The sequence below is a fragment of the Bradyrhizobium sp. genome, from assembly GCF_035652035.1.
Lineage (GTDB): Bacteria > Pseudomonadota > Alphaproteobacteria > Rhizobiales > Xanthobacteraceae > Bradyrhizobium.
Genome location: NZ_DASREO010000050.1, coordinates 1 through 25,452, shown reverse-complemented (window position 1 = coordinate 25,452; position 25,452 = coordinate 1). Strand labels below are relative to the sequence as shown.

Annotated in this window: 22 protein-coding genes; 7 read left to right on the top strand and 15 right to left on the bottom strand. The window is 62.4% G+C overall.

The window, feature by feature from the left end; translation table 11 throughout:
• Positions 1 to 11: 11 nt before the first annotated feature.
• The 4 genes from VFB05_RS14365 to VFB05_RS14350 all read right to left on the bottom strand — a co-directional run bounded on the left by VFB05_RS14365 (position 12) and on the right by VFB05_RS14350 (position 6,164).
• Entirely contained in the window at positions 12 to 2,243 is a 2,232-nt protein-coding gene (locus VFB05_RS14365; RefSeq protein WP_414643200.1) for an acetate--CoA ligase family protein, read from the bottom strand.
• A gap of 106 nt (positions 2,244 to 2,349) precedes the next feature.
• Positions 2,350 to 3,066: a DUF1614 domain-containing protein gene (locus VFB05_RS14360; protein ID WP_325013386.1), complete on the bottom strand. Its 717-nt coding sequence runs from the start codon at positions 3,064 to 3,066 to the stop codon at positions 2,350 to 2,352.
• Positions 3,067 to 3,173: 107 nt separating this feature from the next.
• On the bottom strand, positions 3,174 to 3,755 hold the full coding sequence (locus VFB05_RS14355) for a class GN sortase (protein WP_325013385.1): 582 nt from the start codon (positions 3,753 to 3,755) through the stop codon (positions 3,174 to 3,176).
• 105 nt (positions 3,756 to 3,860) lie between these two features.
• Entirely contained in the window at positions 3,861 to 6,164 is a 2,304-nt protein-coding gene (locus tag VFB05_RS14350; protein WP_325013384.1) for a marine proteobacterial sortase target protein, read from the bottom strand.
• 183 nt (positions 6,165 to 6,347) lie between these two features.
• Here VFB05_RS14350 and VFB05_RS14345 point away from each other — a divergent pair, with 183 nt between their 5' ends.
• Complete coding sequence (locus tag VFB05_RS14345; RefSeq protein WP_325013383.1) at positions 6,348 to 7,133, top strand: helix-turn-helix transcriptional regulator; 786 nt, start codon at positions 6,348 to 6,350, stop codon at positions 7,131 to 7,133.
• Positions 7,130 to 7,783: a glutathione S-transferase family protein gene (locus VFB05_RS14340; protein ID WP_325013382.1), complete on the top strand. Its 654-nt coding sequence runs from the start codon at positions 7,130 to 7,132 to the stop codon at positions 7,781 to 7,783. The genes VFB05_RS14345 and VFB05_RS14340 overlap by 4 nt, the downstream gene beginning before the upstream one ends.
• Before the next feature lie 13 nt (positions 7,784 to 7,796).
• Here the strand turns inward: VFB05_RS14340 and uraD are convergent, their stop codons facing one another.
• The 5 genes from uraD to VFB05_RS14315 form a co-directional block, all read right to left on the bottom strand.
• The gene (gene uraD, locus VFB05_RS14335; protein WP_325013381.1) at positions 7,797 to 8,393 is read right to left on the bottom strand and encodes a 2-oxo-4-hydroxy-4-carboxy-5-ureidoimidazoline decarboxylase; all 597 of its coding nucleotides are present in this window, start codon (positions 8,391 to 8,393) and stop codon (positions 7,797 to 7,799) included.
• Positions 8,394 to 8,425: 32 nt separating this feature from the next.
• Entirely contained in the window at positions 8,426 to 8,827 is a 402-nt protein-coding gene (uraH, locus tag VFB05_RS14330; RefSeq protein WP_325013405.1) for a hydroxyisourate hydrolase, read from the bottom strand.
• Between the two features lie 178 nt (positions 8,828 to 9,005).
• Positions 9,006 to 9,344: a hypothetical protein gene (locus VFB05_RS14325; RefSeq protein WP_325013380.1), complete on the bottom strand. Its 339-nt coding sequence runs from the start codon at positions 9,342 to 9,344 to the stop codon at positions 9,006 to 9,008.
• 125 nt (positions 9,345 to 9,469) lie between these two features.
• Positions 9,470 to 11,020 (bottom strand): AMP-binding protein, encoded by a 1,551-nt coding sequence (locus tag VFB05_RS14320; RefSeq protein WP_325013379.1) that lies wholly within the window; start codon positions 11,018 to 11,020, stop codon positions 9,470 to 9,472.
• A 215-nt stretch (positions 11,021 to 11,235) separates the two neighbouring features.
• The gene (locus tag VFB05_RS14315; protein ID WP_325013378.1) at positions 11,236 to 11,463 is read right to left on the bottom strand and encodes a hypothetical protein; all 228 of its coding nucleotides are present in this window, start codon (positions 11,461 to 11,463) and stop codon (positions 11,236 to 11,238) included.
• A 329-nt stretch (positions 11,464 to 11,792) separates the two neighbouring features.
• On the opposite strand from VFB05_RS14315, the gene VFB05_RS14310 reads away from it, so the two are divergent.
• The 5 genes from VFB05_RS14310 to VFB05_RS14290 all read left to right on the top strand — a co-directional run bounded on the left by VFB05_RS14310 (position 11,793) and on the right by VFB05_RS14290 (position 19,485).
• Positions 11,793 to 12,941: an efflux RND transporter periplasmic adaptor subunit gene (locus VFB05_RS14310; protein WP_325013404.1), complete on the top strand. Its 1,149-nt coding sequence runs from the start codon at positions 11,793 to 11,795 to the stop codon at positions 12,939 to 12,941.
• Entirely contained in the window at positions 12,938 to 16,096 is a 3,159-nt protein-coding gene (locus tag VFB05_RS14305; protein ID WP_325013377.1) for a multidrug efflux RND transporter permease subunit, read from the top strand. Before VFB05_RS14310 ends, VFB05_RS14305 begins: the two co-directional genes overlap by 4 nt.
• A gap of 154 nt (positions 16,097 to 16,250) precedes the next feature.
• Positions 16,251 to 17,447: an ABC transporter substrate-binding protein gene (locus VFB05_RS14300; RefSeq protein WP_325013376.1), complete on the top strand. Its 1,197-nt coding sequence runs from the start codon at positions 16,251 to 16,253 to the stop codon at positions 17,445 to 17,447.
• Positions 17,448 to 17,714: 267 nt separating this feature from the next.
• Entirely contained in the window at positions 17,715 to 18,377 is a 663-nt protein-coding gene (locus VFB05_RS14295; protein ID WP_325013375.1) for a hypothetical protein, read from the top strand.
• A gap of 175 nt (positions 18,378 to 18,552) precedes the next feature.
• On the top strand, positions 18,553 to 19,485 hold the full coding sequence (locus tag VFB05_RS14290; RefSeq protein WP_325013374.1) for a LysM domain-containing protein: 933 nt from the start codon (positions 18,553 to 18,555) through the stop codon (positions 19,483 to 19,485).
• A 43-nt stretch (positions 19,486 to 19,528) separates the two neighbouring features.
• On the opposite strand, the gene VFB05_RS14285 is transcribed toward VFB05_RS14290, so the two are convergent.
• The 6 genes from VFB05_RS14285 to VFB05_RS14260 all read right to left on the bottom strand — a co-directional run.
• Positions 19,529 to 20,155, bottom strand: coding sequence for an isoprenylcysteine carboxylmethyltransferase family protein (locus VFB05_RS14285; RefSeq protein WP_325013373.1), 627 nt, complete (start codon positions 20,153 to 20,155; stop codon positions 19,529 to 19,531).
• A 75-nt stretch (positions 20,156 to 20,230) separates the two neighbouring features.
• Positions 20,231 to 21,217 (bottom strand): NAD-dependent epimerase/dehydratase family protein, encoded by a 987-nt coding sequence (locus tag VFB05_RS14280; RefSeq protein ID WP_325013372.1) that lies wholly within the window; start codon positions 21,215 to 21,217, stop codon positions 20,231 to 20,233.
• Positions 21,214 to 21,777, bottom strand: a complete 564-nt coding sequence (locus tag VFB05_RS14275; protein WP_325013371.1) for a DUF962 domain-containing protein — start codon at positions 21,775 to 21,777, stop codon at positions 21,214 to 21,216. Before VFB05_RS14275 ends, VFB05_RS14280 begins: the two co-directional genes overlap by 4 nt.
• Positions 21,778 to 21,972: 195 nt before the next feature.
• Positions 21,973 to 22,365 carry an MAPEG family protein gene (locus VFB05_RS14270; RefSeq protein WP_325013370.1) on the bottom strand — a complete coding sequence of 131 codons (393 nt, stop codon included), beginning with the start codon at positions 22,363 to 22,365 and terminating at the stop codon, positions 21,973 to 21,975.
• 36 nt (positions 22,366 to 22,401) lie between these two features.
• Positions 22,402 to 23,487 carry a lipocalin-like domain-containing protein gene (locus VFB05_RS14265; RefSeq protein ID WP_325013369.1) on the bottom strand — a complete coding sequence of 362 codons (1,086 nt, stop codon included), beginning with the start codon at positions 23,485 to 23,487 and terminating at the stop codon, positions 22,402 to 22,404.
• Positions 23,477 to 25,452, bottom strand: a 1,976-nt coding sequence (locus VFB05_RS14260) for an ABC transporter permease (RefSeq protein ID WP_325013368.1), incomplete at its 5' end; no start/stop codon positions are given. The genes VFB05_RS14260 and VFB05_RS14265, both read right to left, overlap by 11 nt.

Genomic DNA, 25,452 nt, shown 5'->3' with positions numbered 1-25,452 from the left:
CTTTAAATTTATCAGTGGCCGCTTGCACCCTTCGCGGCCGCATTATTAAAAACGATCAGGCCGTCGACCGCAACGCCGGTCTTGCCGTTGACCAGAAACGGATTGACGTCGATCGAGGCAATGCGGTTGCCGGCGTCCATCATCAGGTTGGACAGGCCGACGAGCGCCTTCACGACGGACGCCTCATGCAGCGCCGGCTTGCCGCGATAGCCGCGAAGTTTGACGCCAGCCTTGGTGCGGCCGATCAGCTTCTTTGCCTCAAGCGCATCGAGCGGTGCGCCAGCCAGCGCAACATCCTTGATCAATTCGATCTCGACGCCGCCGGTGCCGAACAGCACGACCGGACCCATCTCGGCATCGAGCGCGGTGCCGACGACGAGTTCGAGGTCGGCCTTGACCTGCTGCGCGATCAGGATGCCGTCGAGCTTCGGCTTGTTCTTCAGCTTCTTCACCCGCGCCGTGATCTGGTCGAAGGCCTTTTTCACCTCGGCTGAGCTGTTGAGGTTGAGCACGACGCCGCCGACGTCGGATTTGTGCAGGATGTCCGCGCTGACGACCTTGGCGACGACGGGAAAGCCGATCTTCTTCGCAATCTTCGCCGCTTCGGCCGAAGTCTGCGCGATCGCTTCCTTCGATACCGGAATGCCGTAAGCGCTGAGCAATTTCTTCGACGCGACTTCGTCGAGTGCTGCCGCGCCGTTCGCTGCTTTCAAGGCGCGCTCCAGCGCCGCGCGCGCCGATGCGCTCGAACTTGATGCGATGTCCGGAATGTCCTTGGGCAAGCGCGCATAGTCGATCAGCGCTTTGATCGCACCCACTGCGCGGTCGAGGCCTTGCATGACAGCAATATCCGGCAGCGATTGCCGCAGGCTTTTGGTGAACTCGGTAAAGCCGATCGACATCGTCGAGATATAGATCACCGGCTTGTGGGCGCTTGCCGCCATCTCGTTGACGCGGCGCAGATTGCGTTCGCGCAGTTCATGCGGCGCCTTCGGCAGTTCAGAGTCGATGATGACGATATCGGTGTCGGGATCGTCGATCATGATCTTGATCGACTGCATGTAGACCGATGGGTCGACGACGGCGGCAAAGCCGGCATCGAGCGGGTTGCCGACGATCGACCCGGGTCCGAGCATCTTGGCGAGCTTATCGCTGGCGCTCTGGCTGAGCGGAGCGAAATCCAGACCGGCGGAGGTGAACGCATCGATCAAGAGCCCGCGCTTGCCGCCTGACAACGATACAGCGGCCAACCGCGAGCCTTTGGGTGAGGCGGCATGGACGAAGCATTCAGTCGTCTCGATCAGTTCATCGAGGCCGTGGGCACGGATCACGCCTTCGCGGGAGGAGATCGCATCAAAACTTTCGATCGAGCCGGCAAGAGCGCCGGTGTGCGCCATTGCCGCCGCCCGGCCGCCTTCGGACGCACCGAGTTTGATCGCGATGACCGGCTTGCCGGCCGCGCGCGCGGCCTTGCAGGCGTCGCGGAACGCCTTGGTGTTGCGGACGCCTTCGAGGTAGACCACGATGACGCGGATCTGTGGATCGACTGCGAAGTAGTTGATCAGGTCGGTCGTCTCGAGGCCCGCCTCGTTGCCCGTCGTGACCATGTAGCCGACGCCGACGCCGCGATCCTCCAGCGCCTGGCGGATCGCCATCACGATCGCGCCGGACTGACCGGCGATCGCAACCGGACCCGCCTCCATGGTGACGACGCGGTCGTCGATATTGGTGAAGAGGTTTTCACCCGCGCTCAAATTGCCGAGGCAGTTCGGACCGGTGACGGCAAGTCCGGTTTCGCGGATCGCCTGTTGCAGTTCGACGGCGAGCCTTTGACTTTGCTCGTCCTGCAACTCACTGAAGCCGGAGGTTACGATCGTCGCCGAACGTGCGCCGGCTGCTGCCGCATCGCGGATCACCTGAACCGCAAAGCGAGCCGGCACCATGACGAGAACATGATCCGGCTTGTCGGGCAGGCTTGCGAAATCGGGATAGCACGGCACGCCCCAGATGGTTTCGCGCTTGCTGTTGACCGGGTAGAGGCCGCCTTCGAATTTGTACTTGATCAGGTTGTTCCAGATACGCTCGGCGTAGTTGCCGGGCTTATCCGTCGCTCCGACCACGACGATATTGCGCGGGTGCAGCATGGCGTGGATTTGCTGAACGGCGCGGCTGGCACTCGGCGGCGGCGACCACTTTTTCGATGCCGCGTGTTCTGACCGCGCGTCCATGGCCCTGGCCGTCATCCCTGATCGCTTCCCGCAAGTGCTTCACCCCTTCCGGGGCATTTTGATTTCTTATTATTGGCAGTCGGCTGACGTGGCAACTCGCGCTACGCGCATGCAGCCCCGACTACCAGGCTGGGCGCGGGCGCGATGGCGAGACGATCCCGGCCAGCAGAACCGCCAAAATGCCGGTGAGGAAGATGCCGTCGAACGTTCCGGCGCCGCCGATGGAGGCGACCGGCGCGCCGAGGCCGCCGATCTTGTCGAGATTGGAGAGATCCGCGCCGATCAATGTCCCCATCGAGCCGCCGATATAGGCGAGCGGAGCGGCGTATTCGCGCGACAGGATAAAGGCGAGGATCGCGGTCGCGATAACCGGCACGAAGACGGGCACCGCGATGCCAAGCCCATGCACCGGGGTTGCCATCAGATGGATGATGAGGGCGATGGCGACGACGGCAATCGCCGCCCGGCCCCAGAGCTGGTAGCGGAACATGAGATAGGCCGACATCACCGTCGGGATCACCGCGCCGCCGACATTGACCGCCAGCACCGTGCCTGGCCATTGCTGCACCACCGGCACGACATATTGCATCCCGAAGAACTCGACGACTTCGCCTGATGTCATCGACTGTCCCGGCAGGACCGTGATCGGAATGTTGAAATAGCTACCGATCAGCGAGCCGAACAGCAGAAGCATCGCGGCCCCGGGCCCAACGCCAAGCTTCATATAGGCGTAACGAAGAATGCGGAGCTGAATCAGGATGATCAGCACCACGAACACAAGCACCAGCAGGGAAAACAGCGCAGGTGTCAGCGGCAGGTAGTGGACTTGATGTCCCATCGCGGATGGTCCGGCCTCGTTCGCCTCTTTATCTCACATATTGGCCAGGCGGGCATCAACAAGGGTTACCGCCTGGCCGATGAAACGTGGCCGACATTGGATTTCGTTCAAGGATGCGTGCTTGCCAAGGCTGACGGGATCATCGTGGCGTGCAGGACATAGCGGTCCGGCCCGGAGGTGACGGCATCGAACGGCCAGCATGTCGACAACACCAGCTCGTATTTGTCCCCGAGAGGATCGATACCCGAGGCGTCGAAGCGGACGACGGACGATCCGTCGACGCGGTAGCGGAACGTCTGGCCGTCATGTCGCGTCACATCGATTTCGTCGCCGACCACGGCGTCCTTCAAGAAACGAAAATGAGTGTCGCGATGCGCGGAATAGACGGCGACGCCGCGTTCGCCCGCATTGGGCGTGAGCTCGACATGGCCGGGGCCGAAAGCCAGCGCCTGTCCGCTGGTGCCGGCGAGCACGATTGTCTGCGCATGCAACCGCCTGATCTCGATGCGCGCAATCGGCCATGTGTCGGCCCATGACCACGGTTTGACCTCGTGACCAGTGGCGATGGTCTGGTCGAAGGCCCGTCGCAGCAGGATCTGCGCCACCACCGCCTTTGCGTGGATGTAAGCGCCCTGACCGAACAGCACGAGCCCGGCAGTCAGGAGAACGAACGGGCCAAAGCGGATCATCAAAGCTTTCCCATTGTCATCTGGAAGAGAGTTGCGCGCGGCTCCTGGGGAAAGAAGCCGCGCGCTTTGAAGGAGGCGTGGGGCGACCCCTCCTTTCACCCGGCGTCAGTGAGCAAGTGTCCGACGCCGGTTGAACACCAGAAAGACAAGGCCGAGCATGAGCAGGATCGAGCCCGCGATCATCTTCAGCTCGGCATCGGTCGCTGTCTTCGGCAGCGTGACGGTGTTCACGGCTGCGGATGCCGGGATCAGGGACCGCTTTGCCGAGATCGGCAACAGATGCGGGTCGTTCGTGTTCGTGCGACGTTCCGCCGGCGGAGCGAGCGGCGTCGGTCGTTCGCCAAAGACCTTCTCGAAATCCCAACCCGCGGGCAGGTTGATCGGAAGCTCGGCCAGCGTGAGCTTCGCCCCAGTGGGACGACTCGGTGTCTTGTCGACCGCGACCAGGCTGGTCAACCGCGTCACCAGCTGATGTTCGAGCGCGAGCGACAGGATGATCTTGTCGGCGTCTTCCGGCGCGCTCTGCCGCAGGGTGCGGGCGACTTCGGCGTCCGCGATCTTGCGGCGCGCCCAGAGCTTTGACAGGCCCTTGCCTTCGGCGGCGCCCGCAAGCGGCAACTTGACGACCCAGGGCCGGTCACCGATGCGGCCCTTGATCTCCACAGAACCCGCAAGCTTGTCGAGCTTTGCGGCCAGCACGAGAGGCTCGCCGCGGTACAAGTCTGGAAGCACCGCCGGCGTCAGATCGGCCTTTGCGTCCGAGAACTTCGCGGCGAGGCCGGTCACTGCGGGATTTTCAAGCTTGGCGAACAGGCCGCGCATGCGCTCCTCGACCTGTTCGACCGAGCCGATATGGGTGAAAGCGCCGCGGCCGAGTTCGGCGGCGCGCGTCATCAGGAAGGTGTTCGGCGCCGAACCGATCCCGACCATGAACACGCGCGAGCGGCCGCGCATTTCCGAGATGGTATCGAACAATTGCTGCTCGTTGCCGATGGCCCCGTCGGTCAGGAACACGACCTGACGGACGCGATCCGCCTCGCCGGTGGCGCGATCGCTCAGCGCCGCGCGCATCGCCGGCACCATCTCGGTGCCGCCCGCGGCCTGGAGCGCGTTGACGAACGAGACGGCGCGGCTGAGGTGGTCCTTGTCGGCCGGCACGGAATCCGGAAACAGCACATCCATGGTGTGATCGAACCGGATCACGTTGAAGCGATCGTTCGGCTGCAAGCGCCCGAGCGCGTAGATAAGGCTGGCCTTGGCCTGGATGATCGAGGTGCCGCCCATCGAGCCGGAATTGTCGATCACGAAGACCACGTCGCGCGGCAACGGCTTTTGCTCGGCCGGTTCGATCGAGGGCGGCGTGACGTAAGCCAGAAGATAATCGGCATCGCCGACATGCTCGCGGAACAGGCCGACGGACGGCGCTGTTTTGGCCGCAGGCTTCCAGGTCAGTTCGAAGTCGCGATCGGCGGGGACGACGCGGTCGGCGAGCCTGATGATGCGTGTCGCGCTGTCGGGGTTCTCGACCTTGACCTCGTGATGGTGCGACTTCACCTCGCCGAGCGGAAAGCCGGCTTGCAGATGGACGGTGATGGCGGTCGGATTGACCGGGCCGTTGGTGGCGGGGTCGAGCACGGGCGGCGAGATGCGGTTGCGGTCCGGCACCGGATCGTTCGAGGCCGCGCCCCAACCGTTGCTGCCGGGCCGCAGGTCAACGCTTTGCACGAGCGGCTGCGGGTTATAGCGCGGGCCGACCACCATCGGGACGCGCAGCGAAAACTCGTCGCCAGACTGCTGTACCGGCTCCTGATATTCGATCTGCACCAGCACCGTTTCGCCGGGGCCGATATTGGCGACCGAATTGGTGAAAATGTTCGGCCGCTCCTGTTCGGTCAGCGCGGCCTTTTTTCCGTCCCGCCGCGCCTGTTCATAAACTTGGCGCGCCTGCTGCCGCTCCTTGATTTCGCCGACCACGACGCGGTCTCCGACCACTATTTTCAGGGTGTCGACGGCGTCGCCCGAGGGCAGTGGATAGACATAAGTTGCCTCAACCCAGTCCTGGGTCGGGTTCTTGAAGATCTGCGTGACCCGGGCGCGGACCGTCGGACCGGAAACGGTGAGTTCGACGTCGATGCCGAGCCGCACCGCCTCGGTGTAACCGTCGTCGTTCGTTTTCAGTAGCAGCGAGCCCGATCGGGCGTCGCTCGGCTTGACGAGCGCGGCGAGGGGGCCTTCCGCTGACCATGCCGGCTCGAAGCTCACAAACAAGGCCATGATCCCGACCAGCAGGATGGCGACGGTCTGGATCAGCAGGAAGACCAGCAGCTTGATGGTCCCGGCCAGGGCCGATCTGCCGAAGCTCCACAGGTTGGGTTTTTCGCAGTTCTCAACTTCGTCGCTGATCGTCATTTGGTTTGCTCCCGGCGGCATTTTGCCGTGCCGCATTTGTGCGAGGCAGGGCGCATCGCCGCGAGCAGAATGATCAGCAATCTTCAGCCGCCCCCCGTTGCCTCGCGCCGCGGCCATGGCGGCTCTGTGCGGATTTGTGATGAAATGTACGTCTGCTAGACTGCCCCGCGCAGGAGGGGTGAAATGCCGACACCGGACAAGCAGCTTTCGCCGGAGCAGAGCCAGCATGTGGCCGAAATGATCCGGGAAGAGATCGCGCGACGCCGGATTTCGCGGCAAACGCTGGCCGAACAAGCCAAGCTCAGCCTTTCGACGCTCGAGAAGGTGCTGGGTGGCCGCCGCCCGTTCACCCTAGCAACGATGGTCCGCCTGGAGGAGGCGCTTGGCGTCTCGCTGCGCAAGGGCGTGGAGATATCGCCGGCGCCCGCGGTGAACGGCGATATTTCGCCGGACGGACTTGGCGCCTATTCACGCCGCTCGGTGGCCTGGCTCGAGGGCGTCTATATCACTTTGCGCCCGTCCTTCGGCGCCAAGGGCGCGATCTACGCCTACCACACCGACTTCAGCTGGGATCCGTCCGCCTCGTGCCTTGTTTTTCGCGAAGGTGAACGGCTGGATGCCGATTATTCCCAGTTCGGCGAAGTCGCGGTTCCCAACCAGTCCGGTCATGTCTATCTCGTGACCAACCGGCATGGCCAGCATCGCCTTATCACGGTGTCGCGTCCAAGGATCACCGGCGAAATGTACGGAATCATCACGACGCTGCTGGCTGGACGCGGTGCGCTGTTGACGCCGGTCGCGGCTCCGATCGTGTTCTTGCCGATCAGGACGATCCCGAATCCGACCATGGGCCGTATTTCATCGGCCGACCGCAACTACGCGCTCTATCGGGAGCATTTGCGGCGCACGACCGACGAGCCATACGCCCTGTTTTTCCAGGGCGAGCCGGAGAAGGATGGTGCGGCGTGATCACGCTCTATCACTGCACGGCGGCGCGCTCGTTTCGCCCGCTTTGGGCGCTGGAAGAACTCGACCTTCCCTATGACCTGAAGATGCTGCCGTTTCCGCCGCGCGCACTTGCGAAGGACTACCTCGCTCTCAATCCGCTCGGCACCATTCCGCTTCTGATCGATGGCGAAACGCGCATGACGGAATCGGCGGCGATCGTGCAATACCTCGTCACGCGTCACGGTCCGACGCCGCTTGCGGTCGGCCTCGATGAAAGCGATTACGGCGCCTGGCTCAACTGGCTGCATTTCGGCGAGGCGACGCTGACCTTTCCGCAAACCCTGGTGCTGCGCTACGGAAAGCTCGAACCCGAAGCGCGGCGCAATCCGCAGGTCGTCACCGACTATGGGAAATGGTTCCTTGCGAGACTGCGTGCGGTTGAAGCTGCGGTGGCCGCAAGCGAGACGTTGTGTGCGGGCAGGTTTACGGTTGCTGATATTTCGGTGGGATATGCGCTGCTGGTGGCTGAGCGTATCGGTCTAGCCAAGGATTTCGGCCCGGCGGTTGCGGCCTATTGGCAGCGATTGCAAACGCGCGACGGATTTCGCAGGGCAATGAAGGCGGAGGCCGAAGCCGGCGAGGCGCAGAACGCGGCGAGCCACTGGTGGTGACGATCGCCGCGGGTCAGCTTGCATTGAGCAGTTTGTTCAGCCGCAATCGCGTGATGATGTAGACGTTCTGCAAGTCGTTGGCGAATTCGGCTTGCGTGTCGTTTTGCAGCCGACGCCTGAACTCGGAGAAGATCCCTTCCTTGGTGTGCATCCGCACCGCGATGATGAAGGGAAATCCAAACTTTGCCTTGTAGGCCGCGTTGAGGTGCGTCAACTCCGCCAATTCGGCGGCAGACAAGGAATTTAATCCGGCGCTCGCCTGTTCGGCGACGGAGGAGGCGGTCATCGTGCCCGCCTGGGCTTCCTTGCCGGCCAGATCAGGATGGCTTTGCAACAAGGCAAGCTGCTGCTCGGCCGTGGCGTTTTTCGCCACGGCAACCATCGCAGCATGCATGTCGTCGAGGTTGGCGAACGGTCGCTTCTCCCAGGCCTTCTCGGCAACCCATGGCGATTTCTCGAAGATCGCGCCGAACTTCACGACGAAGGCGGCGCGATCCATCGCATTGATCGGCGCCATGTCGACCGGGCCGGCGGCCGCATTGGCGATCGAGGCCGGGGCGAGCAGCAGGACCAAAGCCAGCGAAACGGCATGCAGGATGCGAGCAGTCATTTTCGACGTCCTTTCGCTGGACGCGGACAGAATTAGCTGCCGCGATAGGTCGTGTAGCTCCAGGGTGCAACCAGGATCGGCACGTGATAATGCGCCTTGGCGTCGGCCATGCCGAACTGGATGACGGCCTTCTCCAGGAAGGGCGGGTTCGGCAGCTGGGTGCCAAGCTTGGCGAAGTATTCGCCGACATAGAACACCAGCTGGAATTTTCCGGTCTTCATGGTCTCCGGCGTCAGCAGCGGCTCGGCATTGCGACCGTCCGCATTGGTGTGAACCGTCGTAAGCAGCTTGTAGGTGTCGCCGACAAGCTCGCTGAATTCGATCTTGATGCCCTCGCCTGGCTTGCCGTTCGCCGTGTCAAGCACGTGGGTGGTCAGTCCCGGAGATCCGGCCGCCAAGGCGGTCTTGTTGGCGAATGCCGCGAACGCGAGCATGGCCGAGCCTGCTCCCAAGAGACCTCTCCGGTTAAGTTCTGTCATGATCCTGCTCCATCGGTTTGCCCCCGCACACATGGTCGGGCGATCCGATTTTGCGCTGCGAAAACTTCGGCAGGCAAGTCATTTTTGCCGCGCCGACGAAGCCGGAAGATCATCTGCTGTCAGAACCGGGACACTAGTTGTCGCGGTCTTTCGCGGCGCGCTCGCTCGCAGCGCGAGCCTTTGCCATCATCGCGTTGCAATATTCGTCGCGCTCGCGATTGAACGCCTGCTGGCGGGCGCGGAAGGTCGCAACCCTTCGGCCGATTTCGTCGCGCAGGTCGCTGTGCTTGATCGGCGTGAGGCGGGGAGGAAGGACGTCGGCGGGACGTTCCGCTGCGGAAGGCTGAACCTGCGACACCGGCGGAAGGCGACCTTCAAAGGCGTGACGGGCATCTCCGGTCTTTCCGGCAACCGACTGCACAAACGCCATGGTTTGCGCAATCAGAAGATCGCGTTCCTTTTTCCACATCATGGCGCCGCACCCCAAGCCCTATGCGTGGTTATCTTCAGCAAAAGCGAACGCGCTATCAAGCGATGAGACGTCGAAGTCCACATTCATCCACCGGATCATTTTGTCCGGTGGTGTTCTGATCTTCTTCAGACGATCCGCGAGGTCTTGTTGCCCCAGTAGCGGTCGCGCAGCAGCCTCTTGTACAGCTTGCCGGTGGGCAGGCGCGGCAACTCTTCCTCAAAATCGATCGAGCGCGGGACCTTCTGGCGCGACAGCTGTTGGCTGCAGAAGCCGATCAGTTCCTCGGCGAGTTCCTGACAGGGCTTCACGCCTGGCATCGGTTGTACCACCGCTTTGACTTCCTCGCCGAGATCGGCATTGGGCACGCCAAAGACCGCAGCGTCGGCGATCTTCGGGTGGGTGATCAGGAGATTTTCGCATTCCTGCGGATAGATGTTCACGCCGCCCGAGATGATCATGAAGGTCGCCCGATCGGTCAGGTACAGATAGCCGTCGCCGTCGACATAGCCGACATCGCCCACGGTGCTCATGCTGCCGTCAGCCGAGCGCGCCTCGCGGGTCTTTTCGGGATCGTTGAAATATTCGAACGGGCTTGCGGTCTTGAACCAGACTGTGCCGGGCGTGCCGACCGGACACGGCTTCATGTCGCCATCGAGAATATGGAGGTCGCCGAACAGGACCCGGCCCACCGTGCCGCGATGCGCCAGCCACTCCTGGCTGTTGCAGGCCGTGAAGCCGAGTCCTTCGGTGGCGCCGTAATATTCGTGGATGATCGGTCCCCACCATTTGATCATGTCGTCCTTGACGGCACCAGGGCAGGGAGCTGCGGCATGAATGGCGATTTCAAGCGAGGACAGGTCGTAGCGCGAGCGCACGTCCTCCGGCAGTTTCAGCAGGCGTGAAAACATCGTCGGCACCAGCTGGCTGTGGGTCACGCCCCATTGCTCGACCAGTTCGAGATAACGCTGCGGATCGAAGCTTTCCATGATGATGACGGTGCCGCCCATCCGAATGGTGAGGTTGACCGCGGCCTGCGGCGCCGAGTGATAGAGCGGCGCCGGCGACAGGTAGATCATGCCTTCGCGGTACTGCCACAGCTTTTGCAGGAAATCGAACAGCGGCATTTGCTGCGAGGGCGGCTGCTCGGCTAGCGGCCGCAAGATGCCTTTTGGCCTGCCGGTCGTGCCCGACGAGTACAGCATTGCGGTGCCGATCGATTGATCCGCGATCGGCGTCTTGGGAAGGCCGGCGGTCGCCTCGGCCAAGCCGACGATACGCTCGCTTTCGCCTGCGCCGTCGGCGACGATGCAAAGTTCGACCTTCGGGCAGTCTTTCAGCGCCTCGCGGGCGACGTCGAGTTTGGCGAGCGAGGTGATGAGAATGCGGGACTGGCTGTTGTTGATGATGTAAGCGAGTTCGGGCGCCGTCAGATAGGAATTGACGCAGGTGAAATAGAGACCGGCTTTCTCGCCTGCGCCACACGCCTCCAGATAACGGCCGTTGTTCTCCATAAAGATCGAATAGTGGTCCAGCCGCTTCAGGCCGTACTTTCGAAACAGGTGCGACAGGCGGTTGGTGCGCGCCTCGAGTTCGGCATAGCTCACGGACTCGCCGGAGTTCGCCATGATGAAAGCGGGCTGAAGCGGGCGGAGATGAGCGTGTGTGCCGGTATACATCGTTCGAGCGACTCCCCTGTACGACCGGAGGAGCAGACAGCGCGGCCACGTCGCCGCTGGCGTGGCGATTTGGCGGTCGTGCGCGTCGTCCTCCCGGACAATTTTTATCCGTGCTTTTGGAAGGGATGTTAGCGGAGCGCTGAGGCGGCGTCACCATCGCCACAGGCCAAAGAAGGCACGCCCGCAATGCCACGGCTAAGTCGGCCCGGTCGGGACTACTGGTGGTGTTTGATGGTCAGGTAAGCGCCGAGCCCTTCGCCGACGAAATCGCCGGCGCCGTTGGCCGGAACGAAATAGCGTTTGTTGGCGAAATTCTTGACGTTCAGCGCCACGCGGTCGTGGTCGATCACATAGCGCCGGCCGGCTTCCTCGACGACGAAGTCTTTTGCCAGTCGGTACGTGGCGCGAACGCTTCCCCGGACAATCGGCCAGTTGCCTCGCAATCACGCGACCAAGTAGTCACGTGCGATCGTCATAGCTGCTTTGCTTGTATGGTCGCGTGCCCGCGATCATCCGTGCGTCCACAATATAATGGCCGGAATGTGATTCACGCCATCAGCGATATCGGGCAGGCGCCAGGAATGCCTGGAGAGTGGCGGCGACAGATTTTGCTTGATCCAGGTGGTCGCTTGAACAGACTATCGGCAGGTCTGTTCTTGGTTCTGTCGCATATCTGGACTACCTCGATTGATCGCAACTGTCGTTGAAGGAGAGGGAATTGAGCGCGAGTGAGCAATCGACGCGTCCGGTTCGAGTGGCCGATAGCCGATCGTTGTATGGCTCGGCGATCCTTGTTCTGATCGCTGGTCTTCTCCCGGGCTGCAGCGAAAAGCCGGCAGCACAGGCGGCGGCCCCTGCCGCTCCGCCCGTCACGGTCGCCCAGCCCGTCAAGCGAACCGTCACTGATTGGGACGAGTTCACGGGACGGTTTGACGCGGTTCAATCCGTCCAGGTTCGGCCTCGCGTCGGCGGCTTCATTACCGACGTCGATTTCCGGGACGGCGCCTTTGTCAAGGCTGGCGATCTCCTCTACCTGATCGACGCTCGTCCGTTCGAGGCGGTCGCTACGCAGGCGGATGGCCAGCTGTCGGACGCGCGTGCCAAGGTCGAACTTGCCAAGCGCGAACTGGACCGCGCGCTCACCTTGCAGCAGTCGCAGAATGTGGCGGATTCCACCGTCGACCAGCGGCGTCAGGCGCTGCAGGCGGCGCGAGCGTCCGAGATGCAGGCCGAAGGCGCGCTGAAGGCTGCCCAGCTCAACGTCGAGTTCACCCACGTCACAGCGCCGATCGACGGCCGGGTCAGCCGGCATCTCGTCGATGTCGGCAATCTGGTCCAGGGCAGCGAGGGAAATTCGACGCTGTTGACGTCGATCGTCTCGCTCGATCCGATCTATATTTACTTCGATATCGATGAGGCGACCTATCTCAAATACAACAAGCTCTGGTCCGAGGGGAAACGCCCGAGCTCGCGCGACAATCCCAACCCGGTCGAGGTGACGCTGACCGGAGAGGCCAAGCCTTCCCACAAGGGCACCGTCGATTTCCTCGATAACCAACTCGATGTTTCGACCGGCACGCTGCGCGGCCGTGCGGTGATCCCGAACAAGGACCTGTCGATCCTGCCCGGACAATTCGGCCGCGTTCGTCTGATTGCGAGCGCGCCGTATGAGGGGTTGCTCGTGCCCGATACGGCCATCGCAACCGATCAGGCGCGCAAGATCCTGTTCGTGGTCAAGGACGACAACACGATCGAAGCGAAGCCCGTCGTCCTGGGCCCGCTCGACGACGGCCTGCGCGTTGTTCGCGAAGGCCTCAAGCCGGAAGACCGTGTGGTGGTCGACGGATTGCAGCGCGTGCGGGTCGGCGCAAAGGTCACCCCGCACGAGGCCAAGCCCGCTCCCGCAGGTAATAAGACATGAATCTCGGGGCGCTTTCCGTCAACCGCCCGATCCTGGCGATGGTGCTGTCCATCGTGCTGCTGATCGTCGGCGCGATTGCCTATACGACGCTGCCGGTCGCCGAATATCCGCAAGTGGTGCCACCGACCGTCGTCGTCACCACGCAATATCCGGGCGCTTCGGCGCAGACCGTGTCCGACACCGTTGCCGCGCCGATCGAGCAGCAGATCAACGGCGTCGAGGACATGCTCTACCTCTACAGCCAGGCGACGTCGAACGGGCAGCTCACGATTACCGTGACATTCAAGCTCGGCACCGATCTCGACAAGGCCCAGGTGCTGGTTCAGAACCGGGTCGCGATCGCAACGCCGCAATTGCCGGACGAGGTTCAGCGCAACGGCGTGGTGACGCGCAAGAACAGCCCCGACATCCTGATGGTCGTGTTCATGCTGTCGCCCGACGACACTTTCGACCAGCTCTATATCAGCAACTACGCGCTGCTTCAGGTGCGCGACCAACTGCTGCGCCTCGACGGCATCGGCGACATCCAGATCTTCGGCGCGCGCGACTATTCGATGCGGCTGTGGCTTGATCCCGACAAGATCGCCAATCTCGGCCTGACGGCCGGCGATGTTCTCACCGCCATCCGTTCGCAGAATTTGCAGATCGCCGGCGGCCAGTTGGCAGGACCGCCGATCGCGGACCGCGCTTTTCAGCCCAACCTCACCTTCACCGGGCGACTGAAGGACATCAGGCAATTCGAGGACATTCTCGTCAAGGCGGGCGGTGACGGCCGCACCGTGCGGCTGCGCGACGTGGCGCGGATCGAACTCGGCGCGCTCGATTACACCACCAACAGTTTCCTGTTGCGCAAGACGGCAGTTGCCATGCTGGTGACGCAACGCCCGGGGTCGAATGCGCTCGCCACCGCCAAGAATATCACCGACGAGATGGCCAAGCTGAAAGCCAACTTCCCGAAGGGGCTCGATTACAATATCGGTTACAATCCGACCGAATTCATCGCGCAATCCGTACATGAGCTGATCAAGACGATCTACGAGGCGATGATTCTCGTCGTCGTGGTCGTGCTGGTGTTCCTGCAAGGATGGCGGCCGGCGATCATCCCGATCATCGCGATCCCGGTCTCGCTGGTCGGCACGTTCGCGGCGATGGCGGCGCTCGGCTTTGCCATCAACAACCTTACTCTGTTCGGTCTCGTGCTTGCGGTCGGCATCGTGGTCGACGACGCGATCGTGGTGGTGGAAAATGTCGAGCGGCATCTTCGCGACGGCATGAGCAAGCGCGACGCGGCGTTGCGCACGATGGAGGAAGTCGGCGGCGCGCTGGTTTCGATTGCGCTCGTCCTGTGCGCGGTGTTCGTGCCCACGGCATTCCTCGGCGGCGTGTCCGGACAGTTCTTCCAGCAATTCGCGGTGACCATCGCGGTCGCAACGGCGATTTCGTGCTTCTGTTCGCTGACGCTGTCACCGGCGCTGGCGTCGCAGATCCTGGTCGCGCATGAGGAGAAGCGTCCGCCGGCGCGCTGGAACGTGATTGCGCGTGCGTGGGAGGCGTTCACCGACTTCTTCAACCGCGGCTTCGACTGGCTGTCCCACGGTTACGGCAGCGCGGCCGATTTCGTAATCCGGCACGCGAAGGTCATGCTCCTGGTCTATGTGGCGCTGATCGGCAGCGCCGGCTGGCTGCTGGTGACGACGCCGCAAGGGTTCATCCCGGCGCAGGACCGTGGCTACGTCATCGTCTCGGCGCAATTGCCGGGCGCGGCTTCGCTGGCGCGCACCACCGAGATCACGCGCGAAATCGAACGGATCGCTCTCGATACGCCGGGCATCGTTCGTGTCGCCGCCTTCGCGGGCCTTTCCGGCGCGACGCGAACGCAGTCCGGCAATGCGGCCGCGCTGTTCCCGGTCTTCGACGAGCCTGAAGTGCGTCTGAAGAAAGGTTTGACCGCGGCCAGGATCACCAGCGATCTGCGCAAGCGGCTTTCGGTGATCGAGGGTGCTTTCATCATCGTCATTCCTCCGCCCTCGATTCCCGGCATCGGTACCGGCGGTGGCTTCGCCATGCGCATCGAGGACCGGCAGGGCCGCGGTCCGCAATTGCTCGCGGCGGCGACCGACGAACTCGTGGCGGCCGCGCGCAAGACCCCCGGGCTGACGTCGGTGTTCTCGCCCTACACCGCCAACACGCCGCAGGTCTTTGTCGATATCGACCGGATCAAGGCGCAGAAGTTGGGGGTGCCGATCCAGAACGTGACCGATGCGGTCGAGACCTATTTCGGCTCGACCTATGTCAACGACTTCAACATTCTCGGTCGCACCTATCACGTCACCGCGCAAGCCGACCTGCCGTTCCGCAAAGAAGCCGCCGACCTCGCGCGGTTGCGTACGCGTAACGCCGCCGGCAACATGGTGATGCTCGGCAGCGTCGTCGATTTCCGCGATATTTCGGGGCCTGATCGCGTCGCGCGCTACAACCTTTATTCCGCTTCCGAGCTTCAGGGAGAGCCGACGCCGGGGACGAGCTCCTCGACCGCGATCGCGATCATGAAGCGTCTCGCGGACGAGACGCTGCCGAGCGGCTTCTCTTACGATTGGACCGATTTGTCTTACCAGCAAGTCACTGGCGGTAACTCGGGTCTTTACGTCTTCCCGATCTGCGTTCTGTTCGTATTCCTGGTGCTGGCGGCGCAGTATGGCAGCTGGACGCTGCCCTTTGCCGTGATCCTGATCGTGCCGATGTGCCTGCTCGCGGCAACGCTTGGGGTACGGATCATGGGACAGGACGTCAACATCCTCACCCAGATTGGCTTCGTCGTGCTGGTGGGACTGGCAGCGAAAAACGCCATCCTGATCGTCGAGTTCGCGCGCGATATCGAGCTGGAGGGCCGTCCGCGTCTGGAAGCCGTGATCGAAGCTTGCCGGCTTCGCTTGCGTCCGATCCTGATGACGTCGTTCGCCTTCATTCTCGGCGTGCTGCCGCTGGTCGTCTCGGCCGGTTCGGGATCGGAAATGCGCCAGGCGGTCGGCGTCGCCGTGTTCTTCGGCATGCTCGGCGTCACGCTTTTTGGACTCGTGTTCACGCCGATCTTCTACGTGGTGGTGCGCAATCTGGCTGACGGCTCGCAGCCGAAAAAGCCGCCTTTGCTGAGCTGACGATTGGTAAATGGCGCGGGCCCTTGCCACGGCGCGCGGGTCTTCGCGACCCTACTTTTGGCCCATCCAAAGTGGGTGGGCATGGCAAAGGCAATAAAATATGCTGTTATTCGAATGGATTGACATTCGTTGCAGCAATATTCCGGGAGGTTCCATGAGGTTTAGACTATTGCCAGCTGCTGTTGCGGCATGCGCCCTGTTGATCGCGGCGCCGGCGTCCGCGCAGGGCGTCAAGATCGGTATCCTGAACGATCAGTCCGGCGTTTACGCCGACTACGGCGGCAAATATTCGGTCGAAGCCGCCAAGATGGCGATCGAGGATTTCGGTGGCGAGGTGCTCGGCCAGAAGATCGAGATGGTGACCGGTGACCATCAGAACAAGCCTGATTTGGCCACCAGCATCGCGCGGCGATGGTATGAGGTCGAAGGCGTCGACATGATCACCGAGCTCACGACCTCGTCGGTCGCGCTCGCAGTGCAGGAGCTGTCCAAGGAAAAGAAGAAGATCGACATCGTCGTGGGCGCCGCGACCTCGCGCATCACCGGCGATGCCTGCACGCCCTACGGCTTCCACTGGGCCTATGATACCCGCGCGCTTGCGGTTGGTACCGGCGGCGCACTTGTCAAGGCCGGTGGCGACAGCTGGTTCTTCCTCACCGCCGACTACGCGTTTGGCTACGCGCTTGAGAAAGACACCGGGGATATCGTCAAGGAAAACGGCGGCAAGGTGCTGGGCTCGGTGCGCGTGCCGCTGAACTCGTCGGACTTCTCGTCGTTCCTGCTGCAGGCGCAAAGCTCGAAGGCCAAGATCATCGGGCTCGCCAATGCCGGTCTCGACACCACCAACTCGATCAAGCAGGCGGCGGAATTCGGCATCGTCAAGGGCGGTCAGAAGCTCGCAGCACTGCTGATGACGCTCTCAGAGGTCCATGGGCTCGGGCTCGAGGCCGCTCAGGGCCTGGTGCTGACCGAGGGTTTTTATTGGGACCAGAACGACAGGACGCGTGCGTTCTCGGAACGCTTCTTCAAGCGAACCGGCCGCATGCCCAGCATGATCCATGCGGGGACCTACTCGGCGACGCTGCAATATCTGAAGGCCGTGAAGGCCGCCGGCACCAAGGACTCCGACGCCGTGGCCAAGAAGCTCAAGGAGCTTCCGGTCAACGACGCCTTTACGGATAACGGCAAGGTGCTCGAAAACGGTCGCATGGTGCATGACCTCTATCTGTTCGAGGTCAAGAAGCCTTCGGAATCGAAGAAGCCCTGGGACTACTACAAGCAACTCGCTGTCGTTCCCGGCGACAAGGCGTTCTTCACGGCCAAGGAAAGCGGTTGCCCGCTGACGAAGTGAGCGGAGCGCTGATATTGCGGCCATGTGACGCGGCGCCATTTGGCGCCGCGCTTTATTTTGACACTCGCCAAAAGCACTCGCGCCACCGAGGGTATCGGAGAAGTGGTAGTGTTGCAGTCAGGACACTCGGAGGCGACTAAATCGTCATCTTAGACTGTCTTTTTGTTGCGGATGCGAGCGCGCCGAGGCTACTTACCGTTCCAGCTAATCCATTTCGCGCTGAGGGAACCCATGACGTCGTCCAGCGGCTACTTGAAGCTTTTTCGCATGCCTCGCGTGTCAGGGCGCCGGTGGTCAGGTTCGCTTAAGGCAGCGGCCGTGGCGTTGCTGCTGCTTGCTGTTCCGAGCGCGACAACGGCGAGCCGTGCGGTTCCGGCGCAGCCTGCCGGTGGCGCAAAGGTCTACATGTTGCGCGGTGTGCTCAACATCTTCTCGCTCGGCCTCGATAGCATCGCGGCCAGGCTACAGGCCCAGGGTATCCCGGTTGACGTGACCAATTATCTCGGCTGGTCGGCGGTCGCTGACGAGGCCGCGGCCGACTATCGCAGTGGGCGGGTCAAGACGATCATTCTGGTGGGGCATTCTTCGGGTGCGACCGTGCTGCCCGATATGGTCGAGCGTCTCAATCAGCTCGGCGTACCGGTTAAGCTCGTGATCGGTCTCGATTCGGTGTTTCGCACCAGCCTCAACGGCCGCGTCGGACGCTACATCAACTATTACATCGGCAACGGCAATGGAGAGCCGGTGGCGCGGGCGAGGGGCATGCAGGGCGAGCTCGACAACGTGAACGTACAGAATGTTCCGGGCGTCGGGCACATCACGATCGAAAAGAACGAGATCATGCAGCGGCGGGTGATCGGCGACATCGATGCCGTGGCTTTCGGCAGCCGCCGGCGGGAAGTCTCCGCAGCGCCCGGCGGGGTGCGATAAATCCGGCAAAACCGCGCAAACCAAAGGTTGTTTGCGCGGTTGCTTAGCGGCATCCAAAGACGCCACAATTCCACCAACTCGGGTTCTCAAAAGGACGAGATCGCGCATCAATTTGCGCCTTTCTGCCCTCTGGCCGGTTCCGGCCAGCGCGGGGCTCGCAGCGTCAGGACGGCTCGTGGAGCACTCGATCAATCCAACACGGGCAATTCTAGCCGCGGCGCTGTGCCTGATCTCGCTGGCAAGCGGCGGTTTCAGTTCAGCGGCGGCGGGCCCGGCAGCCGCTGCAACGTCAGAGGCGCTGATATCGCCGCCGCCGCCCGCGCTCAACCCGGCGCCGCGGCCGCGCGCCTATCTGTTCCGCGGAGCCCTGGGTCCGTTCTTCTCGCGCGGGATCGACCGCCTCACAGGACGGCTTGAAGAGGTCGGCATCACCGCCGACGTCTACGAATTCACCATTTGCGACCTAATCGCAAACCGGGCGATTGAGGACTATCGCGCCAACCCGGCGCCGATTGTGCTGATCGGGCATTCCATGGGAGGCACCTGCGCGGTGAAGTTTGCCGAGCTCCTGGATGCCGAGGGCATCAGAGCGGATCTGGTCGTCTCTATCGATCCGGCACATATCACGCATGACGTGCCGCTCAACGTCGACCGCTTCATCAACATCTTCCTGTCGAAGGACGTGCTCGGCGGCGGCGACGTCAAGCCGAAGCCGGGCTATCGCGGCCAGTATGCCAGCTTCGATCTGGCCGAGCACGGCGAGTCGCACATCAACATCGAGAAGCAGGATACGATCCACCAGCAACTCGTGAACAAGGTCGTTCAGCTTGCCGTCGCAGCCAAGGCCGGAGGTGATGCCGTGCCCATTCGGTTGGTCGTTCCAGCGAAAGCGGATATCGATCTCTGGGATGGCGGGATGGCGGTGTTTGCTCGTCCGGGTGACAGTCTGCAGTCGATCGCGACGGCCTATCATGTTCCGCTGTGGTCGATCCTGCAGCTCAACAAGGGCGCGGACCGCACGCCGCTGGTTCCGGGCGAGCGCGTCGTGGTTCCCCGTCATCTTGAACCGGTGCTCGAGGCATCGGCGCCCGTGCCGGCCAGGCATTGACGATCAGAGCGCTTCCAAGAGCGAAGTGGAAACCGGCTGCGCGTCAGCGCTGCGGCAGAAACGGCACCAGCATCGGCACGCGTCGGCAGTAGGGGCCATAGGCGTCCGCGCCGAGTTCGGCCGACAGAAAGCCTTCCTCCATGCGCGCTTTTTGCCAGAGGCCAAAAGCGATCAGAGCCGTGCCCAGCAGCGCCGTTGCGGTTCCGACCGCAATACCGGTCGCAATCATCGCGCCGATCAGCCCGGTATAGATCGGATGCCGAACCAGCCCGTAGGGGCCGGTGTCGATGACGCGATGGCCTTCCTTGCGCGTAATGGCATTGGACCAGAAACGCCCGAGATGGATGCGTGCCCACCAGGTGAACAGGCAGCCGGCCGCGGTCAGCGCGGCCAGGACATAGGTGCCTGACGTGCCGACCTTCCAGAGCGGCTTCTCGCCGAGGACTTGCGCGGTCCATGGCGTGAGCAGGACGGCGCCGATGAGAATGGGAAAGCGATAGGCCCGCGAATCCCAGGTCCTGACGTGCTTCTCGGTTCGTCCTGAGAAAAATGCGCCGATGAACCAGCTGAGCAGCCATGCGGCCCAAATCAGCGCCAACAGGGCACTGGGCCAGGTTGCGGTCCATCCACTCCAGACGAAAGCGATAATCGGGTTCGGCTCATGCATCATGGCCGCCCTTATATTCCTGAAAGATGCGTGCTGGCAATTGCCGAAAAAACCAAGCTGATAGAACGGCTTGGCGTCTCAGGACGGATCGGGCTTGCTGAGAAGATAGGCAATGGTATCGCGCAACGCCGGCTCGATCGGACGCGGCGCATAGCCAAGCTCCTTTTGCGCCTTCTCGATCGACAATTCCGTTGCGCGCAGCGCGATCCGTACACCCTCGGCGGTGCCGGATGGCGGGGTGTGCGTGATGTGGTCCGCGACGAATTCCAGCATGCCCGCCGCCATCTCCGCGATCCTGCCGGGCACGGGAATGGCGAGGGTGTGATGGCCGCTGATGGTCGTCATCAGCTTCAGGATTCTCTTCAGCGAAATGCTTTCGCCACCGAGAATATAGCGGTGACCAATTTGCCCGCGCTCCATGGTCAGGATCAGGCCAGTCGCGACATCGCGCACATCCACCATGTTCACGATGAAATCGAGATACATCTGAATGCGCCCATGCAGAAATTGCCGGAGCATCGCCGTCGGCGGCGTCAGGTTGTGATCGTGAGGTCCGATCGGCATTGTCGGCGTGCCGATGACAAGCGGGAATCCTTCCGCTGCGGCCCGCGTGGCGGATTGCTCGGCCAGCATCTTCGAGCGGGTGTAGACGCCCGGCATTTGCTCCGGCGGCAGCAGGCTGCGCTCACTGGCGTCGTGCTGCGATGAGGTCGGGCTGAACAGGATGGATTCGGTCGAGCAGTGAAGAAAGCGCGCGACGCCGCGCTTGCGCGCAGCGGCGATGACGATCTCCGTGCCCTTGAAATTCACGGCATGGAAGTCGTTCTTGTCCGGCAGCCACATCCCCGGCAGGCCGGCGAGATGATAGACTTCGTCCGCATCGCGTAAGGCTTGATCGACAAGAGTCGAATCCAGCACCGAACCCGATACGTATTCGACGCCGGGTGTCGCGCAAACCGGCGGCCTGCGGTCGAGGACCCGGACTTTGCGATCGCGCGCCACGAGCGCCGACACAAGGTGCTGCCCAATGAAGCCCGTGCCGCCCGTGACGAGTGCCTTGGTCATGAACGTCGCAGCGGTCCGGCCTGATGTTCCTCAGTGAAGGATGAAGGGCCGCGCTGCGTGTGCGGCGGGACGGACTGGATGATCGCAGCAAGGTCGCGCCGGAAGCCGAGCGCAATGAACAGTTTCGCCGTCACGAACATCGGCCCGAGCAGAAGGTGAGAGGGGTTATCGACCAGCGCCGGCTGGCGCTGCTCGAACACGCGATGCCCGACGATCTGGAAGCCGATGCCGATTGCGATCAAAGGCACCGTCACCGACCACACCATGGCCGTGCTGGCGTGCCCCACGACGAACGCCGCAGCAGCGAACAGGACGATCGCAAAGCCGAGAATGGCCGCTCCAACCGCGGCGTCGAGCAGCAGCCAGTAAATCAACACCGGCAATGCCAGGATCGGTGCGAGCGTCGTGTGAACGCCCAGCACATGAACCGGAACAAGGGTGAGGGGAAGAATGGCGGCAAAAAACAGTGTCAAAATACCGAGCACGTGCATCGCGCCATTCCAGGGATTGCGATGATATTCGACGTAATCGGCAAGCTGGCGCTTGAAAAAAGCACTCATAATAGGAGCTCGCTACGGCCCTTGCGCAAAAGCACGCGGGCGCTGATGAAAATCAAGAGAGGCGGGGCAACCTTGTTGGTGCGGCAGTTACTTAAACTTGGGACATGGCCGAAGTCAAATTGCGATCCAAGCCCGCAATCTTGCAGGTTTTTCCCGATTTGTTGAGGGTTTCAACTAGTTGGCACTGTGCTCGCACTACGGATGGACAAGACGCCACAGGATGGCGCCGGTTGCGCCCACCCAGAGAATAATTGCGGCGGTGGCCTGGATGCCAAAGCCCGGACCGCGCTTGTTCGCGGCCTTTGCATAGCCGGTCATGTAGAGAATGCGGCCGACGATCCAGACCACGCCAAGCGCTGCCGCAATCGCATCGCTGATATAGATCGCAAACAGCCAGAGCGCTGGCAGGAAGATCGGCATCCACTCCAGCGTATTCATCTGGACGCGGAAAACGCGCTCGAAATCCGGATTGCCGGATATCGCCGGCGCCTTGACGCCATAGGTCGTGCGCGCCCTGGAGACTTGAAAGCTGAAAAAGAAATACATTGGGATCACAAGGCAGGTGACGAGCGCCGTCAGGTGATACATCGCGAGCTTTCCTTCCACGTGATCGTGATGGCGACTTCAGTAACCCGTCATCTCCAGATATCCAACCCCGTTATGGCTGCCGGAAAAGCGGATCGGGCCTTCCCAATAGGGAAAGCGCGTTCCCATCCAGCATTTTGGATTCACAGGCGTGCACGAAATCGTCAGCGACAGCGGCGGGATTGCAATGTCCCAGCTGGTTGGAATTCGACGCCCGGCAATATCCGTGAAAGCTTTTGGCGTCATGGCGATCGCGGACGATTCGAGCCGTCGCTCCTTGCCGTCGGGCGAGAACCATTTTCCGGAAATGAAGTGATGGCCGCTGGTCTCGCGCAGCCGGAACAACATGAGCTTTTCGCCGCCATCGACATGCAGCGACAGCCAGTCCCATCCGGTCTGATCGGAAGCGAGCGGCTGGCTGCTCCATTCGCGATCCATCCAGGCAAGGCCCGTCACCTCGACCGGTCTGTCGTCGATGGTGATATGACCGCGGGCCTTGAAATAAGGCTGGCTGTAGTAATAGGAGGCCTGGCCTTGCGCTGATTTCACGCTGTAGCCGGCGTCCCCTTGCAAAACCAGAGCGTGGTCCGCCTCAAGGTGCAGCGCGTAAGCGAAATCGCTGCCGGCGGCGTTGACATCGAGCGGCGAAAGCGCGTCGCTGCTCATTCCCTCGCGCCCGCGCATCTGCCAGGCGTCGATCCATGCATCAAAGGGCGACGCCTGCGCGCCCGCTTGTCCCACGCCGCCGCGCGCGAAGGTTTCGCTGAAGCGGTGAGTATCGGCGCGAGTGACCGCGGCATGACCCATCCAGATCTGCTGATCGGCCCAGCCTTCCTGTTGCGCACCCGCCGTCATGGCCTGACGGAACAAGGTCCATTGCGCGCCAAAAGCTGCACCGTTTGCGTCTGTGAGGTTGGCGGTGACGTACCACCACTCGATGCGGAAGTCGGGATGCGGACCGTGATCGGCAGGAAAGACCAGTTGCCTGCCGGGCACGACCGGCGCAAATCCTTCGCCGCTGATGCCGAGTCCCGCAAAGCCCTGCGCCCATGCGCGCCTTTGCGCCAGCGCGAAAGCCAGCGCACCACCTGCGAATGTGCGCCGGGTGATCAGGTTAGCGCTCATCCGCGAACACCTTGATCAGCGCGGCGGGCTGCAACCGCATCAGCTTGAGAACCGGTATCGCCGCCGCGACAAGCGCAGCCGCCATGGCGACCACAAGCAGCTCGGCCAGCTGCAACGGGAACACGTGAAACGGCAGGCGCCAGCCGAACGCTTTCACATTCACGATCGCGATCAGACACCAGGCGACCAGAAGGCCGAGCGGTAGCGCCAGCAGGGCCGTGACCAGCGCGACCGACATGGTCTTGAGCAGTTCGATCATCGCGAGCTCTCGCCGTGTGATGCCGATCGCCCATAGCGGCGCAAGCTGCGGCAGCCGTGAGTTGCCGAGCGTCAGCAAGCTTGTCAGCAGAGCGATCCCGGCAACCCCAAGCGTGAAGGCGTTCAATGCGGCCGTCACCGCGAATGTCCGGTTGAAAATACGCTTCGATTCCGCTTTCAGCGTCGCCTGATCGATCAGGCTATGGTCATCGAGGCCGAATTTCTCCCGCAAGTCCGACATCAGTTTGGGAATTGCAGCCCGATCGGCGCGCAAGCCGATCCGAGTCTGCGGGATGTTGGGGAAGTGGCGGGTCAGCGCGTCAAAGTTGACCGCGATCTGTGCTTTCGGATTGCCATAATCGGCATAGATGCCGACGATCCGGATCTTCCAGTCGCCATTAGGCGTCGGCACTTCGATGGCATCGCCGATGGAAAGCTTTGCGCGCAGCGCCAGCTGCTCACTGGCAAAAGCTGCATCATCCGACCGCAGCCGTAGCCACGCATTTTGCGAAGATTGCAGAAGAGGCCAGCGATCGCGATAAGTGGCATGATCGGCGAGGCCGAAAAGTTCCAGCGGCGCGCCTGCAAACTGCGTTTCGGCCCGGGCACCGGGAAGGATGGCGGTGATGTCACGTCGCTCGCGCAACCACGCGGTGATGGCTTTGGCCTCCGCATCGTCGGCCGCGTTGAGATAGACATCGGCAGCGAGCCGTCCATCGAGCCAGCTGACAAAGGTCTGGCTGAAACTTTTCACCATGGTGCCGACGCCGACATTGACCGAGAGCGCGAGCAACAGCGCCATCAAGGCCAGCGATAGCCCCGACAGTTGCTGGCGGCTATCGGCCCAGAACCATGCGGCGAGCGCGCCCTGCGCCTGGCGTTGGCCGCCCGCCAGCACCAGTTCCAAAATCAGCGGCAGCGCCAGCGCAGCGCCGAGCAGGATCGCCGCCAGCACGGCAAAACCTGCGAGAAGAGAATCGCCGAACCGGAAAAAAACAAGCGCTGCGGCGAACACCGCGAGCGCCGCCAGTCCCTGACGCATGACCCATCGCCGCTGCGCCTGACGCCAGGCTTGTGGCTGGGCTGCCGCGAGCACCGAGAGCCGGCTCGCCTTCAACAGGCTCGCTGCGGCAGCGAGCAGCGCACCCAATACGCTGATCAGGAGTCCCGCCATCCACCACTCTGGCCGCAGCGAGAGCTGTCCCGGAATTTGCGCGCCGTAAAGCCCGCGCAGCGATGCGGCGACATCGGGAAGCAGCACTGCTGCAATCAGATAGCCGCCAATCATTCCCAGGAAACCGGCAACAAGTGCGAAGAATATCAGTTCGAGCACCAGCACCGAATTAAGTTGTCGTGACGACACGCCACAGGCGCGCAAGGTTCGCAGCATCGGCAGCCGTTGTTCGAACGCAAGGCCAATCGCCGAATTGACGATGAACAGCCCGACGAAAAACGACAGCAGGCCAAACGCGGTAAGGTTCAGGTGAAAGCTGTCGGTGAGGCGTTCGAGGTCGGTCTCGGCGTCGGGCTTGACCAGGCGAAGCCTGTCGCCGGCGATCGATTCGAGCGGCGCGCGCGCGCCTTTGCTCTTGCCGATCAAGAGCCGGGAAACCTGGCCCGGCATATTGAGAAGGTTCTGGGCGATGCCGATGTCGACTACCAACACCCCGGGCGTCAGTTGGGCCGCAAGGCGCAGCGGCGGCAGCT

What these genes read in the sequence shown, in the direction of transcription:
- VFB05_RS14365 (WP_414643200.1), bottom strand. Translation starts at nt 2,243, where the DNA reads ATGACGGCCAGGGCCATGGACGCGCGGTCAGAACACGCGGCATCGAAA.
- VFB05_RS14360 (WP_325013386.1), bottom strand. Translation starts at nt 3,066, where the DNA reads ATGGGACATCAAGTCCACTACCTGCCGCTGACACCTGCGCTGTTTTCC.
- VFB05_RS14355 (WP_325013385.1), bottom strand. Translation starts at nt 3,755, where the DNA reads ATGATCCGCTTTGGCCCGTTCGTTCTCCTGACTGCCGGGCTCGTGCTG.
- VFB05_RS14350 (WP_325013384.1), bottom strand. Translation starts at nt 6,164, where the DNA reads ATGACGATCAGCGACGAAGTTGAGAACTGCGAAAAACCCAACCTGTGG.
- VFB05_RS14345 (WP_325013383.1), top strand. Translation starts at nt 6,348, where the DNA reads ATGCCGACACCGGACAAGCAGCTTTCGCCGGAGCAGAGCCAGCATGTG.
- uraD (WP_325013381.1), bottom strand. Translation starts at nt 8,393, where the DNA reads ATGACTGCTCGCATCCTGCATGCCGTTTCGCTGGCTTTGGTCCTGCTG.
- uraH (WP_325013405.1), bottom strand. Translation starts at nt 8,827, where the DNA reads ATGCTCGCGTTCGCGGCATTCGCCAACAAGACCGCCTTGGCGGCCGGA.
- VFB05_RS14325 (WP_325013380.1), bottom strand. Translation starts at nt 9,344, where the DNA reads ATGATGTGGAAAAAGGAACGCGATCTTCTGATTGCGCAAACCATGGCG.
- VFB05_RS14320 (WP_325013379.1), bottom strand. Translation starts at nt 11,020, where the DNA reads ATGTATACCGGCACACACGCTCATCTCCGCCCGCTTCAGCCCGCTTTC.
- VFB05_RS14305 (WP_325013377.1), top strand. Translation starts at nt 12,938, where the DNA reads ATGAATCTCGGGGCGCTTTCCGTCAACCGCCCGATCCTGGCGATGGTG.
- VFB05_RS14300 (WP_325013376.1), top strand. Translation starts at nt 16,251, where the DNA reads ATGAGGTTTAGACTATTGCCAGCTGCTGTTGCGGCATGCGCCCTGTTG.
- VFB05_RS14295 (WP_325013375.1), top strand. Translation starts at nt 17,715, where the DNA reads ATGCCTCGCGTGTCAGGGCGCCGGTGGTCAGGTTCGCTTAAGGCAGCG.
- VFB05_RS14285 (WP_325013373.1), bottom strand. Translation starts at nt 20,155, where the DNA reads ATGATGCATGAGCCGAACCCGATTATCGCTTTCGTCTGGAGTGGATGG.
- VFB05_RS14280 (WP_325013372.1), bottom strand. Translation starts at nt 21,217, where the DNA reads ATGACCAAGGCACTCGTCACGGGCGGCACGGGCTTCATTGGGCAGCAC.
- VFB05_RS14275 (WP_325013371.1), bottom strand. Translation starts at nt 21,777, where the DNA reads ATGAGTGCTTTTTTCAAGCGCCAGCTTGCCGATTACGTCGAATATCAT.
- VFB05_RS14270 (WP_325013370.1), bottom strand. Translation starts at nt 22,365, where the DNA reads ATGTATCACCTGACGGCGCTCGTCACCTGCCTTGTGATCCCAATGTAT.
- VFB05_RS14265 (WP_325013369.1), bottom strand. Translation starts at nt 23,487, where the DNA reads ATGAGCGCTAACCTGATCACCCGGCGCACATTCGCAGGTGGTGCGCTG.